The organism is Colwellia sp. F1 (assembly GCF_056238625.1).
Genome location: NZ_JBWDLI010000001.1, coordinates 119,604 through 135,319, shown reverse-complemented (window position 1 = coordinate 135,319; position 15,716 = coordinate 119,604). Strand labels below are relative to the sequence as shown.

The window sequence follows — 15,716 nt, the reverse complement described above, 5'->3', positions numbered from 1 at the left end:
TATCGCGCTTAACTAAAGTTAAACCAGTATTACTTAAGTAAACGCTGGCAATTTAAGCTTAATAACATCAGCTCACGTAAAGCCACTGAGAACTTAGCAAACTCATGTGACTGCCCTACTTTAAAGTCAGCTAAAATATGCTTCCATCTGTCTAAAGGCTGAGCATTTGTATCGATCCAGGCATCAAGCATTTGATCCAAATCTTTAGCTTGTGCATCACAATCGCATTGTAATATAACCGAAGTTAATGATCGTTGTTGCCAGTCTAGCTCTTCTCTAAATGACGCTCTAGCTAATGCTTGCCAATGGTTACCTACTGGTTGACGTGTTATTTGATCTAAGAACCAGTGTAACTCTAATCGAACACCCAACTTAAAATAGAGGTTAGCAACTAGCGCAATATCTCTACCATCTTCTTCGCAAATTTCCGCAATGTCTAGTGCTGAGAAAATAGTACTTAATTGCGAAATACGTGCCGCAACTTCTTTAGGTACCCCTGCAGACACTAAATCATTTTCAACGCGTTTTAGTTCTGCTGCTTCGCTTTCAATTAAGAAACTAGGTAGCTTTTTAGACATAGCTTCAAACGTTGGTTTAAACAATGCAATAGATTGCTCAATAGACAGTAATTTATCGCGGTGGCGTAAAAACCAACGAGTTGCACGTCTAACAGTACGACGGTACTGGAATAACATTTCTGTTTGTATCGACGTGGGTATTTTGTTGTTTAACACTTCAATTTTTTCCCAGAAGTCTTCTAGTTCAAAAATCGCACAAGAAATAGTGTAGCTATTTGCGATTTCTGCAACTGTTGCTCCTGTTTCTTCACGCATACGATGCACAAAATTAAAGCCCATGTAGTTACCAATTTTATTAGCCAATTTTGTGGCAATAATTTCAGCACGCAGCGGATGTAACTGCATTTGTTCTTGATACTTATCCTGTAGCTGCTGTGGAAACGCCTTGATTAATAACTGATTGTGATAAGGGTTGTCCGTAATATCAGGGTGCAATAGATCATCTTTTAAGACCATTTTACTGTACGCAAGTAATACCGCTAATTCAGGACGGGTTAGGCCTTTGTTTTTTGCTAATCTGTCAGCTATTTCTTCATCATCAGGAATAAACTCTAATGCTCGGTCAAGTTTACCTGTGCGCTCTAATTCCTGAATAAAGCGGATTTGCTCTTTTAATTGGTTTGTCCCTCTCATGGCAGTAACCGACAAAGAGTGGGTTTGGCGATAACAATCTTCAATCACTAAATCGCCCACATCGTCTGTCATGTCGTGCAGCAGTTTGTTACGTTGTTTCGTGGTTAACTCTCCCGATTTAACCAAACCGTTTAATAATATTTTTATGTTAACTTCGTTATCACTACAGTCAACACCACCTGCGTTGTCAACCGCATCAGTATTGATACGACCACCTTGCGCAGCAAAGTCTATTCGGCCGAGTTGTGTAAAGCCTAGGTTTCCACCTTCACCAACAATTTTTGCTTTTAATTCACCACCGTTGACACGTAAACCATCGTTGGCTCTGTCACCTACTGCGAGGTGAGTTTCTTTTTCACCTTTAACGTATGTGCCAATCCCACCGTTCCAAAGTAAATCAACCTCCATTGTTAAGATAGCTTGGATTAAATCAGTGGGCGACATGCTTTGCTTTTGGGTGCCTAGCATTTTTTTGATTTGTGGTGTTAAGGTAATTGACTTAACGTTACGGCTAAAGACACCACCACCTTCTGAAATTAAGTCTTTGTTAAAGTCTTCCCAAGTACAACCTGGTAAATTAAATAACCGTTCACGCTCAGGATAAGTTTTCGCGGCGTCTGGGTTCGGGTCAACAAAGATATGGATGTGGTTAAATGCGGCTTGTAAACGCGTGTGTTTAGAACGCAGCATACCATTACCAAATACATCACCAGCCATGTCGCCAATACCAATACAGGTAAAGTCTGTAGTTTGACAGTCAATATCTATTTCCCTAAAGTGGCGTTTAACTGACTCCCAAGCACCCCTAGCGGTAATGCCCATGGCTTTGTGATCATAACCAACACTGCCACCAGAGGCAAATGCATCCCCTAACCAGAAGTTATATTCATCAGAAATACCATTAGCAATATCTGAAAAAGTAGCTGTGCCTTTATCTGCAGCAACTACTAAATAGGCGTCGTCGTCGTCATGTCGAACGACATCAACGGGGGGAACGATTGCCCCTTCAACAATATTGTCTGTGATGTCTAATAAGGCACGAATAAAGGTTCTATAACAGGCTTTACCTGCTGCTAACACTTCTTGTCTAGAGCCTTTGGGGAGTTGCTTACAAACAAAGCCCCCTTTAGCTCCAACAGGCACAATAACACTATTTTTGACTTGCTGGGCTTTTACTAAACCTAACACTTCGGTGCGGAAATCTTCACGTCTATCTGACCAACGTAAACCGCCGCGAGCTACTTTACCACCACGTAAATGTACGCCTTCAACCTGAGGGGAGTAAACAAAAATCTCAAATTTAGGCACTGGTTGTGGCATTTCAGTGATTTTTTCTGGTGTTATTTTAAATGATATATAAGGTTTATCTAGCTCAAGCTCATTTTTTTGAAAATAGTTTGTTCTTATGGTCGCAAGGATCATTTCAACAAAACGTCTAATAATGCGATCATCATCTAAGTTGGCAACATTGTCTAATGAGGCTTCTATCGCTGCTAGTAATTTCGTTTGTGCTTTTTCTTTAGCGCTACTACTGGCGTTATTTTTTGGATCAAAACGTTGAATAAATAAATTTATTAACAACTGTGCTATGTCGGGATAACGTGCAAAAGCGTCTTCAATATAACTTTGACTAAAACGTCCGCCTATTTGGAACTCATATTTAGCAAAAGCTCGTAAAATAGAGACACTACGCCCTTCTAGGCCAGCTCCTAATATTAAGCGGTTAAAGCCATCGTCTTCTAAGTCTCCTTGCCATACTTTGGCAAAAGCTTCTTGGAAAAGTGTGCTAACGGTGTAAATGTCAAATGGACTATCACCGTTAAGTATCATAGAAAAGTCGAGTATCCAGAAAGTTTCTCCGGTGGCGGTTTTAATAGCATATGGGCTTTCGCCAATAACACGTAAACCAAAATTTTCTAAAATAGGCAATACATCTGAAAGGTGAATGGGATCACCTTTGTGAAATAACTTAAGTTTGACAAAACGGCTATCTAGTTTCTCTTCTAATGGCTGATAAAATAGCATTTCTATGTCATCAGCGAGGTTTACTCCTTCTAATTTTTCAATATCGACAATGGCTGAGCCGGGCAGTACTTCGTCTTTGTATGCTTGCGGGAACTGAGTATATTTACTCGATAACGCTTTTGCCACTACTTCGCCTTTGTTTTCTGTTAAGGCAGAGACCAATTTATCATCCCAATTTCTAGCGGCTTCATTTAAATTCATTTCGATCTCTTTCACGTTTATATCTGCTTTGGTTGATTTCACTCGTACAATATAGTGGGTTCTTGCTTGCACTGACTCTGAAAAATAAGTATTAAACTGAACCTCTTCCTCACTACCAAAGGCTTCTTGTAGTAATGCTTGTGTTTCAATACGTAATTTAGTGGTGTAACGTTCACGTGGCACATAAACCATACAAGAATAAAAACGGTCAAAAGCATCGCGTCTAACAAATAAGCCACAGTAATCACGCTCTTGCATTTGCAAAATGCCTTTAACATGCCTTAAAAGCTCGCTACTATTACTTTGTAATATTTCATCACGTGGGAAGGTTTCTAAAATATTTATTAACGTTTTATAAGCATGCGTACCCTCAGCAAAGCCAGAAGAATCACACACTTGTTGCACTTTTGATTTAATGAGTGGTAAATCTAAGGCACTGTTTGTGTAGTAAGTTGAACCAAATAAGCCAATAAAGCGATCTTCCCCTATCACATTACCTTGGGCGTCAAAACGTTTAATGCCAATATAGTCAAGCTGTACTGGCCTATGAACTCGAGAGCGGGAGTTGGTTTTGGTTAAAATAAGGTGGTTACTGCCTAATGCAATTTCACGGCCTGACGCACTTAAGCTTGAGATCAACCTGTTTTTGGTAATAAGTGAGTTTTTCATTAAACCTAGGCTAGAGTCAAAATCACCTTCAAGTTTAATATCACCTTTTACTGCTTTCACTTCATAAGAGCGATAGCCCATTAATGTAAAATTATTGTTAGCAACCCAGGTTAAAAACTCTATGGTGTCGTCTTTATCTTGTTTGCTACCAGGGAGTTTGTTTTTAGATACTTCGGTGATAATACCTTTTAACTTACTTAGCATGGGCTGCCAGTCTTCAACGGTTAAGGTAATATCTTCGACTACACTTAGTAATTCATTTTTTATATTGTCTAAGGCTGCTTGGCCTGACTGGCGGTCTATTTCAATAAAGAAAATCGTTTCTTGCGATGTTGCTTTAATTGTTTCATCAATACTAGGCGCTATTTCTTGAATGGTTTGCTTTTTATCTCGCACAACTTTTAAAGGAGAGTTAAGCATCATGCGTGAAGATAGACCTAAACGTTTTAGTGCAATTCGGATCGAATCGACCAGAAATGGCATATCCTTAACGATCACTTCTATAATGGTATAACTTGATTTCCAACCATTTTTATTGACCGATGGATTAAACACATGAATAACGGGCTCTTTACCAGAGTATTCATTAAGAGAACTCCATAAACTTAACGTTGCCCCGTACATATCGCTATCATTTCTTTGTGATAGATCAAACGAGGAGATATTGCTATAAAGTAAAGTTGCAAATTGGGCGACTAAATCTGCTGATTCTGCTGGCACTTTTTTCTTTATTAATTGTGCTACATTTTTTAGTATCACTGATGGTGAACCATTCACTAACGCCATGCTATTTTCCTTTCCTATGTTTATTCAGAAGTTAAAACGAACGCTTGTAATAAATAAAATAATTTTTCTGGCTACTTGTCGACAATGAGTTAACCGTCATTATCGATCATAAGCATAGTATAGATACTATGAAGAAACTTACCCTAAAGCGAGCATTATTTTTATTTTTATTTTTATTTTTCCTATTAAAATCAAACGTTTTCTGCAAATATTTTTTCTTTATTCACATTAGATAAATAAAAAGGACTAATAGAGGAGGTTTTCTGTTTAAATATTCAATTATTTGGCCAATAAAAATAATGTTTCAGTGAGAATTAAAGAACACTTTCATCAGGTGTATTAACGAATTGCCCGGGGAAAAAGTTAACAAAATTGCGATTCAATAGAACAATAGCTTTTAGGTGTGAGATGATAATGTCGATACTTCTTAAGAGGACAAGAGCACAGTGACGACTAAATAGTAGGGTTTACATCGTTCTAGATTAAATGTGGGCAAGAAATGAAGTAAGGCGACATTAATGCCGCCTTACTGTATAAACCTTATTTTTAATACAGGTTTCTAAATGATAAGCCTGCTTCAATTTCAGGGAATATTTTTTCTAATACATCCAACGGTAATGGCTCACCATTTTCCTTGTAGATGGTGACAGATGTTTTTAGGCTTTTATCATCTAATGGTGCTAGCACAAACTGGTATTTACCATCTTCTAATTCAATTATCGGCTGTTTGTCACCCCACATACTTGCCCAAAGGCTTAAGCTAGGTTTTACAAAATCAACGTAGTAAATTTTATTTGTTTCATTTAAATCGCTAATGGTGAAGCCATGTTTTTCAAAAAACATAGGCATATTATCCCATAAATTGTCTAATCTCATTTCAACAGCATAAGTGTTTTCAGCTGCTTTGTTTTCACTTAGTGTAACCAGTTTTTGATTCGCACGTTTTAAGCGGTTGTCTCGCTGTTGTATACGATAGTCAAAATCAACTTGCCCAATAACTTCGTTTAACATTGCCATTTCAGCGCGCTGTTTATCTATAGGGTCAATAGTTTTACTACCGCCATCATTGTCTGTTTTCATGTAGTCGATTAAAGAAACTTGCAACGATAAACTACGGCCATGTGGCTTAAGGTAAAACTCGTACCGAAAACGCATACTTATCGATTGGGCTATTTCGGTAAACAACCAACCTGTTTCAACTTCGTTGTGGTACCACTGAGACTCAAGCACGACAGAGGTACCGTCTACCTTACTGTTTGTTAGATCGCTGTCATTGATTAATTGATAACCGACATCATCGGATGTTAATTGGCTAATAAGTGATTGCTTAACAAAGGTCAGTAAGTCTTTATCTTCAAGTACTTTGTCAAACCAAACAACCGCATCATTCGATTCAGCCACTGTACGAGAAGAGGCAGCCAAAGGTAATACCAACGACGGCGCTCTGATATCCATATTTTTTCCAACAGGACCTTGATGGTTGATTTTATCGGACACAAAGTATGCTTCTTTTACTGCCGGTTTATCCAAGTTCTCAGGGACCACAAATTCTGGTGGAACTTGTTTGTTTGCATAATCAAAACTTCCCTGCGCGCGTTTATTATCAACGCTACTGCAGGCTGATAAGGTTAAGCTAATAATAGAGAAGTAAAACAATTGTCGGTTCATTAACACTCCGGAGAAAACTCACTTGTTTATGAGTCTATAAAATAGTATTGATTTGATAACAAAAACACTCTTTGGTTCAATTAGATTACTAAAAAAATAACAATCCCAAAACAGCATAAAATAATTAGCGCTCCATGGTACTTGCCTGTTTTTACAAACACAAGTGCAATATTATGATCTATTAAGGTTATTTTGTTGCTAAAGATACGCTATAATCATTTTTTTTATTAACTGGGTGAATGAATGTCTCAATATTTAGTTTTAACTGCTATGGGCTCTGATAGAACGGGTTGTGTTAGTGAGCTAACTAAATTAGCTAGTGAGTGCGGTTGTAATATTTTAGATAGTAGAATGGCCATTTTTGGACAAGAGTTCACCTTTATTATGTTACTAAATGGTGACACTAGCGCCATTAATAAAATTGAAACTCGTCTGCCTATGGTTGCGCATAGCCTTGATCTGATCACTATGATGAAACGCACTTCTGGTCATAAATCTTATGATTTAGTTGAGCATTATCAAGCCGACTACACAGGGACAGATCAACCAGGCTTACTTAAAGCGATGACTGCTTTTTTTGCCACACGAAAAATAGATATTTCGTCTTTAAAATCTGAAATTAACCCAACAAACAATATTATTAGCGCGAGTATTTCCATTGCTTTAACGCAAAAAGTAAGTATAGAGGGCATTGAGAATGATTTTTTACAGCTTTGTGAGCAATTTGGTGTGCAAGGTTGTATTAAAGAAACAACACATGGCCTTGTTTAATAAATATATGTTACAACCTCGTTTACACATATAAATTATAGTCACACTACACTCAAATAACTTTCTCACAAAGGATTTATATGAACACTTTAACCGTTGGCGATATCGCCCCATTATTTACCTTAAAAGATGAAAACGACCAAGACGTTGCCCTTGCAGATTATATTGGCAAAAAACAGGTGCTGGTTTATTTTTATCCAAAAGCCATGACTCCCGGCTGCACTGTTCAAGCACAAGGTCTGCGCGATAGTCAACGCCAATTAAACGATTTAAACACTGTTGTCTTTGGTATTTCACCCGATGAACCGAAGCGTTTAGCAAAGTTTTGTGCTCGTGATGAACTCAACTTCACCTTGCTTTCAGATGTTGATCACAAGGTAGCAGACGACTTTGGTGTGTGGGGTTTAAAAAAGTTTATGGGTAAAGAGTACGATGGCATTCATCGTTTAAGTTTTTTAATCGGTTTAGATGGTAAAATAGCTCACGTTTTCAATAAATTTAAAACTAAAGATCATCACCAAGTTGTGTTAGACACTCTTGGTGAATTAGCAAAGTAGCCGACACTAATACCTAGGATACACAAGGATTTATCCTAGATAATGGTAAAGTGAAATGTGCAATTAACCTAAGTAAACACGCTACATGGCAAGTATAATAGTACTTGCCATTTTTTTTAGGTGTTTGCTTCAAGCTCTTCCTGTGTTGAAGTCCAAGCATTCATTACTGCTTTTACTAAAGTGGCCAATGGTATGGCAAAGAATATCCCCCAAAAACCCCATAAACCACCAAACAAAATTACCGCGATAATAATAGTGACCGGGTGTAGGTTTACCGCTTCAGAAAAGAGTAATGGCACAATAACATTGCCATCAATCGCCTGAATAATACCGTAAGCTAGCATTACATAGCCTAACTCTTGGCTGAAACCAAATTGAAATAAGGCGACTAAAAATACAGGAATAGTCACTGTTGTTGCTCCAACATACGGGACTAACACAGACAAACCGACCAAAACCCCCAATAATACTGAGTAGCGCAAATCAAGAAAAACAAACGCTATTGTAGTAGAAACACCCACAATAAGAATTTCAATTACTTTACCACGAATATAATTTAATATTTGTTGGTTCATTTCTTTACCTACTTGTGACGCCATTCGGCGCTCTTTAGGTAAATACTGGCTAAAAGAGAGTAGTAATTCGTGTTTATCTTTAAGAAAAAAGAACACCATTAAAGGTACAAGAATAAGATAAACCATTAACGCAACAATATCAGAAATTGAGTTTAGTGAGGCTTTAAGGGCAACTTGCCCCCATTCAAGAGATTTCTCTTTAATGGTGTTAATGAACAACTCAATTTGCGAGGCCTGAATAATCTCAGGGTATTTTTCTGGTAAGGTTAATAAGTATTCTTGCCCTTCTGTTACCATATGTGGGACTTCTTGCAATAAATTGCTACTTTGTTGCCATATAATGGGCATTAGCCCGAGAATAGCGATTAATGCTATGCCAACAAATGTACTAACAACAAAAATAGTAGAGCCGGTTCTGGGGAGTTTTAACGCCACCATTTTATTCACAGGTAGATCTAATAAAAAAGCAATTGCTAAGGCAACTAATACTGGCATTAATAAATGGCTAAACAAAAATAAAACTAAAAATAAACAAAGTAAAATAACCGCAAGCGTTACCGCGTGAGGATCTGAAAATTTACGAGTGTACCAGTCACTAAAAAGCTTAAACATATACTTCCTTAAATGTATGTTAATGTCATGTGTATTCTATTAGGCTTAACTTTGTCTCAAAAGAGTTAATTCTCTTTAGATAAGGTAATTTCAACTAGGTTATTATCAATCATAGTTAGGTTATAACAATAGCCTAATTTAGTTAACAGTTTGGGAATGTTCGTTTTTGATCCTGCATCGGCTATTTTTATTATACAAGTATCTTGTTGACTCATTTTTTTCAAGATTAAGCGTAGGTTAACCAAGGGTAAAGGACATTTTTCTTGGCTAGCATCATATTGAAAGATCATGGTTTATACCAATTAGTACTTTTTATTAATAGGGTAATCTGAGACAATCATCTTGTTATCTTATCTTAACTTTTGTTATATAAATAGCTAAATAAGGGACACTATCACTTATTTAATTTATTTAAGTTTGAACTGAATTTTTTTGTACAACGAGTGTCTAAATGTGATGAAGAAAAAGCTAGTCTAGAAATTACAATTACTACACAGCAGCGCTATTCACAACACTCTCATTATACAAGTTACAGGATTACACATTGTTTAACATAAAACCTTTGTTGGTAAGTATTGCTATCACAACAGTTATAGCCAGTACGTTAGTTTTTGATGCTCAGGCTCGTGGCCAAAATAATAGAAATAAATTACCTGAAATAGGTATTTCGGGCTTTAGCGTGCTTTCTTTAGACAAAGAACGTCAAATTGGCAATGCTATGATGCGCCACCTCCGTGCTAGCCAACCTGTTATCCATGACCCCGTATTAAGTGAATATATTAATCATTTAGGCAATCAATTAGTTAAGAATGCGCAAGATGTAAACTACCCTTTTAAGTTTTTTTTAATTAACAACAATGAACTCAATGCCTTCGCTTTTTTTGGGGGGCATGTCGGTATTCACAGCGGTTTACTAACCACTGCAGACAATGAAAGTGAACTTGCATCCGTTATTGCCCACGAAATATCACATGTAACTCAACGCCACCTTGCACGGCGTTTAGAGTCGCAAAGTAATGCGCAAACATTAAGTATGGCGGGCATGGTTTCAGGCATATTATTGGCTTTAGTTAACCCAACTGTGGGCATGGCCGCTTTGAGTGCTTCAATGGCAGCAACGCAACAAGCCAGTATAAACTATACACGTAGCAATGAAAAAGAAGCCGATAGAGTAGGTATAGCTTTATTAGCAAATAGTAATTTTGACCCCCAAGGCGCGCCTAGTTTCTTTAGTAAAATGTCTGAAAAATATCGCTACGCGAGTAAGCCCCCTGCAATGTTACTCACCCACCCTTTACCAGAATCGAGAATAGCAGACGCTAGACAAAGAGCCCATAAATACCCAATTAAACGCTTAGCACCCAGCCTGAACTTTGAGCTCGCTAAAGCAAGAATTCAAGCGCGTTATCAGGGCAACGCTAAAGACAATATCGCTAATTTTAAACGACAATTACACACCCAAACCTACAGTTTAGAAGCGGGTGCACAATATGGTTTAGCTTTGTCATATTTTGAAGATAAGCACTACATCGAAGCTAAAGCTATTTTAAAAACATTGCTCAAAAAAGATAAAAACAACCTGTTTTATATTGATGCATTAACTGATGTATATTTAGCTTTAAAACAGTATAGCGCCGCAATTGCTATGCTCTCTGAATTGAGTTTACTGATGCCTAACAACCAAGTGATTAGCTTGAATTACGGTAACGCGTTACTAGGGTCAGGGGATTACAAGCAAGCAGAAACAGTACTTCAAGACTTTTTACTTGTGAATTCTACAAACTTTATTGCTTATGATATATTAACCACTGTTTATAGAAAACAAGAAAACAAAGGTTTAATGCATATCACGCAAGCTGAAGTTTTTGCTTTACTCGGTGCCTATAAAAAAGCAATAGATGAACTGCAAACAAGCTATAGTTTTATTGAAGACCAACCGCTATTGCAAAAACGTATTAAAGCTAGAATATTACAATTTCAAGAGCAAGAAGATAAGCTAAAGCGCTTATAATAAACCTTTACTTATTATTAACCTAATTATGAAGAAAACACTATGTTAACTATTTATCATAACCCTCGTTGTTCAAAAAGCCGACAAACACTTGACTTACTTAAAGAAAACTCAACTGAGGAAATCAACATTATTGAGTACCTCAAAGCGCCACTTACTCACGGAGAAATTGAAAAGCTTTTAACCTTACTTGACTGTGCCCCCATTGACATGATGCGAGTAAAAGAAGCGGAATTTAAAGAACAAAATCTTAAAGGAAGTGACGATCAAACTCTGATTGCCGCCATGGTGGCAACACCAAAACTTATTGAGCGCCCTATTGTTACTGACGGTAAAAAAGCGGTTATTGGTAGACCACCCGAGAATGCCCTAGCACTTTGCTAGTTTTGATGTAAACACAAACGCTGGCTTAAACTCTTTCTTATTAAATTGAATAGCATTAACATGCCACACTAGCAATAAACATGTACAGGTAACAAATGAGATCTCAAGTAATTTCAACTCCCAATTTAAAAAAAATAGCGTTATTTGGCTATTTTGGTTTGCTTTTTTTTATGCCGCTATGGTTACTTGTTCTGTCACCTAGTGAGAGTTTAAGCACCCCAACAACACTAGTACTTTTTGTTTTACCCTTACTGTTCCCTTTAAAAGGGTTACTTAAAGGGAACCCTTTTACCTATGCTTGGGCTAATTTTATTGTATTAATTTATTTTTTACATTCTCTTACAACCTTATGGGTATTACCCAGTGATTTACCTTGGGCTTTGCTGGCACTACTCTTTGCCTCAACTATGTTTTTAGGTTGTAGTTATTATGCAAAATATAAAGGACAAGAGCTTGGCTTAAGTATTCGAAAACCTAAAAAAGAAACATAGAATCATGTTGTAGATGGGGGTAATTTGTTAACTTAGCTTTATTGCTTTAGCTTTGACTGGGTCTCGCTTGATTTGGTGCACCTAAAACTTAATGGATATAAGAGATGAAATTAACAAAAACAGTATTAACGCTTGTATTATCGTCGCTATTTTTTTTATCAGCTTGTGGTGAAAAGAAAACGATCGCTGACAACAATAACAACGATAACAGTGTTCAAGGGAGTATTTTACAGCTAGAAGAGTCTTTGTTAATAAACCAAGGAGTGGATTTAATTTTATACTTCCCTCATGACCAATTAACCAATATTCAGTGGCAACAAACCTCAGGGGAAAGTGTCATTCTTCTTGCCTCAACCAGCAAGGCGCTAGGTTTTACGCCAACAAGTGCAGGTGAATATAGCTTTTCGGTTAGCTTTACTAAAAATGGTGGTGCTAGGCAAACATTGTCAAAATCTATCACTGTGTTAGAGCAAACCAGCTTAATAACAACAAGGCTCGCGCATGAAGTGCGCAGTGGTAACAAGGTGTCATTAAGAGCACACCTTAATGCAGACCATGATCCTAGTTTACTTAACTGGCAACAAGTTGCTGGACCCACAGTCACATTAACCAACAGTGATCCTCGCGGCCAATCAGCAATTTTTTTCAATGCCCCAGAGGTAAATCAAGATACTTATCTTAGCTTTACAGCAAGCATAACTATTGATGGTATTAATCATGCTGATAAAGTAACCCTACTTATTGAAGCCGCAGACACCATCAGCCGTGACGCCTATTTTGACACCCGTGTTGCCAAAGTATTCCCCTATAACGTTAATAGCCCTTATAAAGACAGTTTAACTGAATGTGTTTATTCAAATGCACTGATAAATTCATGCCGTTTAAGTCAGTTGCCATTGATAGCCAGCGAGATAGCGAGCACAAGTCAAGTACCAGACCTCAACACCATTATGGACAGAGTAGTGGTTTCACACCAATGGATGGGAGACAGATTTAAAGATTTTTTACTCAACCATGATGTTCATGATGATATAAAGCGCTTACTCAGAGCAACAACCGCGATTGTCATCAGTTATGATGTACGCCCTTCTTTTTACTGGGCTGCTACCGGTGCAATTTACCTTGACGCCAATAACTTTTGGCTCAGTGCGCAAGAGCGTGACACCATCAATGAAGCCCCTGACTATAGAGCTGATTTTGGCAACGATTTACAATTTGTTATGCCGTGGCGTTATGTAAAAGACAATGATTATGCTTCTTTTACGACTCCCGCCTCTGTTCGTATTGACCGCTCAGAAAGCGTTGGTTTATATCGGTTAATCTCATTAATGTATCATGAGCTAGCACACGCGAATGATTTTTTCCCTAGTAGTCGCTGGGGACAGTATTCATCTTCACTACGTGTTCTAGAGGCTGCTTTAGTGGCTAGCACCGAATCAGATAACTTATCTAACTCTTCCCCACTAACCAGTCAAGAAATGCAGGGCTTAGCCAGGGTTAGCTTTGGTGGCAACACAGCGAATGACATACAAAAATCTTATTTACCTTCAGACATAGAAACCTTTTTTAGCCCAGATGTTGCTAGTGATTTCTACGCCTATAGTAGTTTTCGTGAAGATTACGCCATGTTATTTGAAGAGCTAATGATGCAACAACGTTTTGGTATTTACAGAGATGTCGCCATAACAAACCAACCTACTGGTAATAATATTTACGCCAATGACTATATAGTAGCCTGGGGGCAGCGCGGGAGAATTGGTGAACCCAAGATAAAGCCGAGGGTGTTATTTAGCGCTAGCCGCATATTACCTGAGTTTGACAGTGTCACTGCGCTGAACAACACGCCTGCACCTATTCAAATGACGCCGGGTAATGATTGGATAGAAAACCTAACTATCAGCCCTACTTCCGCAAACAAGCAGGTAAAAGCAAAACCTTCAGTGAGCCCAAAAGTGCAACACATTATGCCCTATCAATATTATCACAAGGCTTTACCTAAGCATTAATTGAACTACACTTAATGTCTTAACTAACAAAAAAAAACATAACGGGTTCCTATGAATACATTAAGCATTAAACAGAGGATATTGTTACTTTCAATAACTCCTTTGACTTTGACTGTGTTGATAATTATGTATTTGGTCAACAACCAGTTTCAAACGCTAGGTGATGAGCAAGTTAGCCATACGCGTAGTTCCATGATGTTAGAGAAGCGTGCTGCCCTTAAAAACTATGTTGATATTTCTTTATCCGCGGTACATCACTTAGTTGAACAAGCTGCTAGCATTAATGATGAATCCAAAAAAAGTGAAGTAGCGAACTTTTTACGCAATATTACCTTTGAAGAATCAAATGATGGCTATATTTTTGTATATGAATACGATGGCACTAGTGTCGCTCATCAAGCAAACCCAAGGTTAGAAGGGCAAAACCTCTACGGCTTAAAAGACTCTAACGGCGTACTTGTTATTAAGTCATTAATAGACCAAGCAAAAGCTGGAGGTGGTTATATTGAATATATGTGGGAAAAACCCTCTAAAGGGCTCGAAGTAACTAAACTGGGTTATGCTAAAGCTATTGATAAGTTTCAATGGATGGTAGGGACAGGCTTTTATATTGATGATATTGAAGATGAAATAGTAAAAATTAGAGCAAAGATTGATGCTGGGGTTTACAAAGCTATGCTGCTGATAGCAAGCGTAGGCGGTTTTTTAATTGCTTTGATGGTGTTTATTAGTCTGTATATTTCAGCAAAAATAACAAGACCTTTGCGTGATACAGCGCTTGCCTTGGAGAACATAAACCAAGGTGAAGGTGACTTAACCCGTCGGCTAACAATCTATGCCGAAGATGAAGTTGGCCAGGTATCAAAAGGGTTCAACCTTTTTGTCGAAAAAATACAACAATCTGTTTTAGAAATAAAAAGTGGTATCGTTGACCTTAGCCGCTCGTCCAAACAAATGGACACTGTCGTCACCAACAGCAACTTAAATATTGATAGCCAAAGGCAAGAAACAACACAAGCAGCAACTGCTGTTCACGAAATGGCTGCTGCTACACAAGAAATAGCAACCAATGCTGCTAATGCCGCAACCTCGGCTCAAGAGGCAGATAAAGAAGCAATGACGGGTCAGCATATTGTTGAGGAAACGATTACCGCTATATCTATGCTTTCTGACAACATTACGGGGGCTGGAAAAGTTATTAATCAACTTAGTAGCGATGCAGATGAAATAGGGAATGTGTTAAGTGTTATTAAAGCAATTGCCGACCAAACCAACTTGCTGGCACTGAATGCCGCCATAGAAGCCGCCCGTGCAGGTGAGCAAGGGCGTGGTTTTGCCGTTGTTGCCGATGAAGTACGTGCATTAGCAAGCCGCACCCAGCAAAGCACTGAAGAGATTCAACAAATGATAGAGCGTTTGCAACAAGGCGCTAGCAAAGCGGTAAATGTGATGGAACATAGCCGTAAACAAGGAGAAGGTACTGTAATTAAAGCCGCTAGTGCTAGTGAGTCTTTAAAAACAATTACTTGCTCGGTAAGCACGATTACCGACATGAACACACAAATAGCGACTGCAGCAGAAGAGCAAACGACCGTTGCCGATGAAATCAGCAGAAACGTGCAACAAATTGCTGATATCGCCGAAAGCTCTTCTCAGAGTTCAGTAGAACTTGCCCACACAGCAAGGGAGCTAATTCAATTAGAGCGGCGTTTAGCCGAGATTGTTGAACAGTTTAAGGTGTAAGTACCC

11 protein-coding genes are annotated in these 15,716 nt (G+C 38.1%); 7 read left to right on the top strand and 4 right to left on the bottom strand.

Translation table 11 applies throughout. From position 1 onward, the window contains the following. Positions 1-29 precede the first annotated feature (29 nt). A complete protein-coding gene (locus AC0UA9_RS00650) occupies positions 30-4,892 on the bottom strand; it encodes an NAD-glutamate dehydrogenase (RefSeq protein ID WP_475655773.1) in 4,863 nt (1,620 codons plus the stop codon). A gap of 546 nt (positions 4,893-5,438) precedes the next feature. After that, complete coding sequence (gene bamC / locus AC0UA9_RS00645) at positions 5,439-6,560, bottom strand: outer membrane protein assembly factor BamC (RefSeq protein WP_475655772.1); 1,122 nt, start codon at positions 6,558-6,560, stop codon at positions 5,439-5,441. 243 nt (positions 6,561-6,803) lie between these two features. Here bamC and AC0UA9_RS00640 point away from each other — a divergent pair, with 243 nt between their 5' ends. Together AC0UA9_RS00640 and bcp are read left to right on the top strand one after the other, a co-directional pair. After that, the gene (locus AC0UA9_RS00640) at positions 6,804-7,331 is read left to right on the top strand and encodes a glycine cleavage system transcriptional repressor (protein WP_475655771.1); all 528 of its coding nucleotides are present in this window, start codon (positions 6,804-6,806) and stop codon (positions 7,329-7,331) included. 80 nt (positions 7,332-7,411) lie between these two features. Then, entirely contained in the window at positions 7,412-7,888 is a 477-nt protein-coding gene (bcp, locus tag AC0UA9_RS00635) for a thioredoxin-dependent thiol peroxidase (protein ID WP_475655770.1), read from the top strand. 116 nt (positions 7,889-8,004) lie between these two features. Here the strand turns inward: bcp and AC0UA9_RS00630 are convergent, their stop codons facing one another. Both AC0UA9_RS00630 and AC0UA9_RS00625 read right to left on the bottom strand, forming a co-directional pair. Continuing rightward, complete coding sequence (locus AC0UA9_RS00630; protein ID WP_475655769.1) at positions 8,005-9,075, bottom strand: AI-2E family transporter; 1,071 nt, start codon at positions 9,073-9,075, stop codon at positions 8,005-8,007. 65 nt (positions 9,076-9,140) lie between these two features. Continuing rightward, complete coding sequence (locus tag AC0UA9_RS00625; RefSeq protein ID WP_475655768.1) at positions 9,141-9,365, bottom strand: sulfurtransferase TusA family protein; 225 nt, start codon at positions 9,363-9,365, stop codon at positions 9,141-9,143. 254 nt (positions 9,366-9,619) lie between these two features. On the opposite strand from AC0UA9_RS00625, the gene bepA reads away from it, so the two are divergent. The 5 genes from bepA to AC0UA9_RS00600 all read left to right on the top strand — a co-directional run bounded on the left by bepA (position 9,620) and on the right by AC0UA9_RS00600 (position 15,710). Next, complete coding sequence (gene bepA / locus AC0UA9_RS00620; RefSeq protein WP_475655767.1) at positions 9,620-11,086, top strand: beta-barrel assembly-enhancing protease; 1,467 nt, start codon at positions 9,620-9,622, stop codon at positions 11,084-11,086. A 42-nt stretch (positions 11,087-11,128) separates the two neighbouring features. Further along, the gene (gene arsC / locus AC0UA9_RS00615) at positions 11,129-11,470 is read left to right on the top strand and encodes an arsenate reductase (glutaredoxin) (RefSeq protein ID WP_475655766.1); all 342 of its coding nucleotides are present in this window, start codon (positions 11,129-11,131) and stop codon (positions 11,468-11,470) included. A 95-nt stretch (positions 11,471-11,565) separates the two neighbouring features. Continuing rightward, positions 11,566-11,961, top strand: a complete 396-nt coding sequence (locus AC0UA9_RS00610; RefSeq protein ID WP_475655765.1) for a DUF2069 domain-containing protein — start codon at positions 11,566-11,568, stop codon at positions 11,959-11,961. Positions 11,962-12,065: 104 nt separating this feature from the next. Further along, positions 12,066-13,967 (top strand): hypothetical protein, encoded by a 1,902-nt coding sequence (locus tag AC0UA9_RS00605; RefSeq protein ID WP_475655764.1) that lies wholly within the window; start codon positions 12,066-12,068, stop codon positions 13,965-13,967. A gap of 126 nt (positions 13,968-14,093) precedes the next feature. Then, positions 14,094-15,710: a methyl-accepting chemotaxis protein gene (locus AC0UA9_RS00600; protein ID WP_475655763.1), complete on the top strand. Its 1,617-nt coding sequence runs from the start codon at positions 14,094-14,096 to the stop codon at positions 15,708-15,710. Positions 15,711-15,716: the final 6 nt, after the last annotated feature.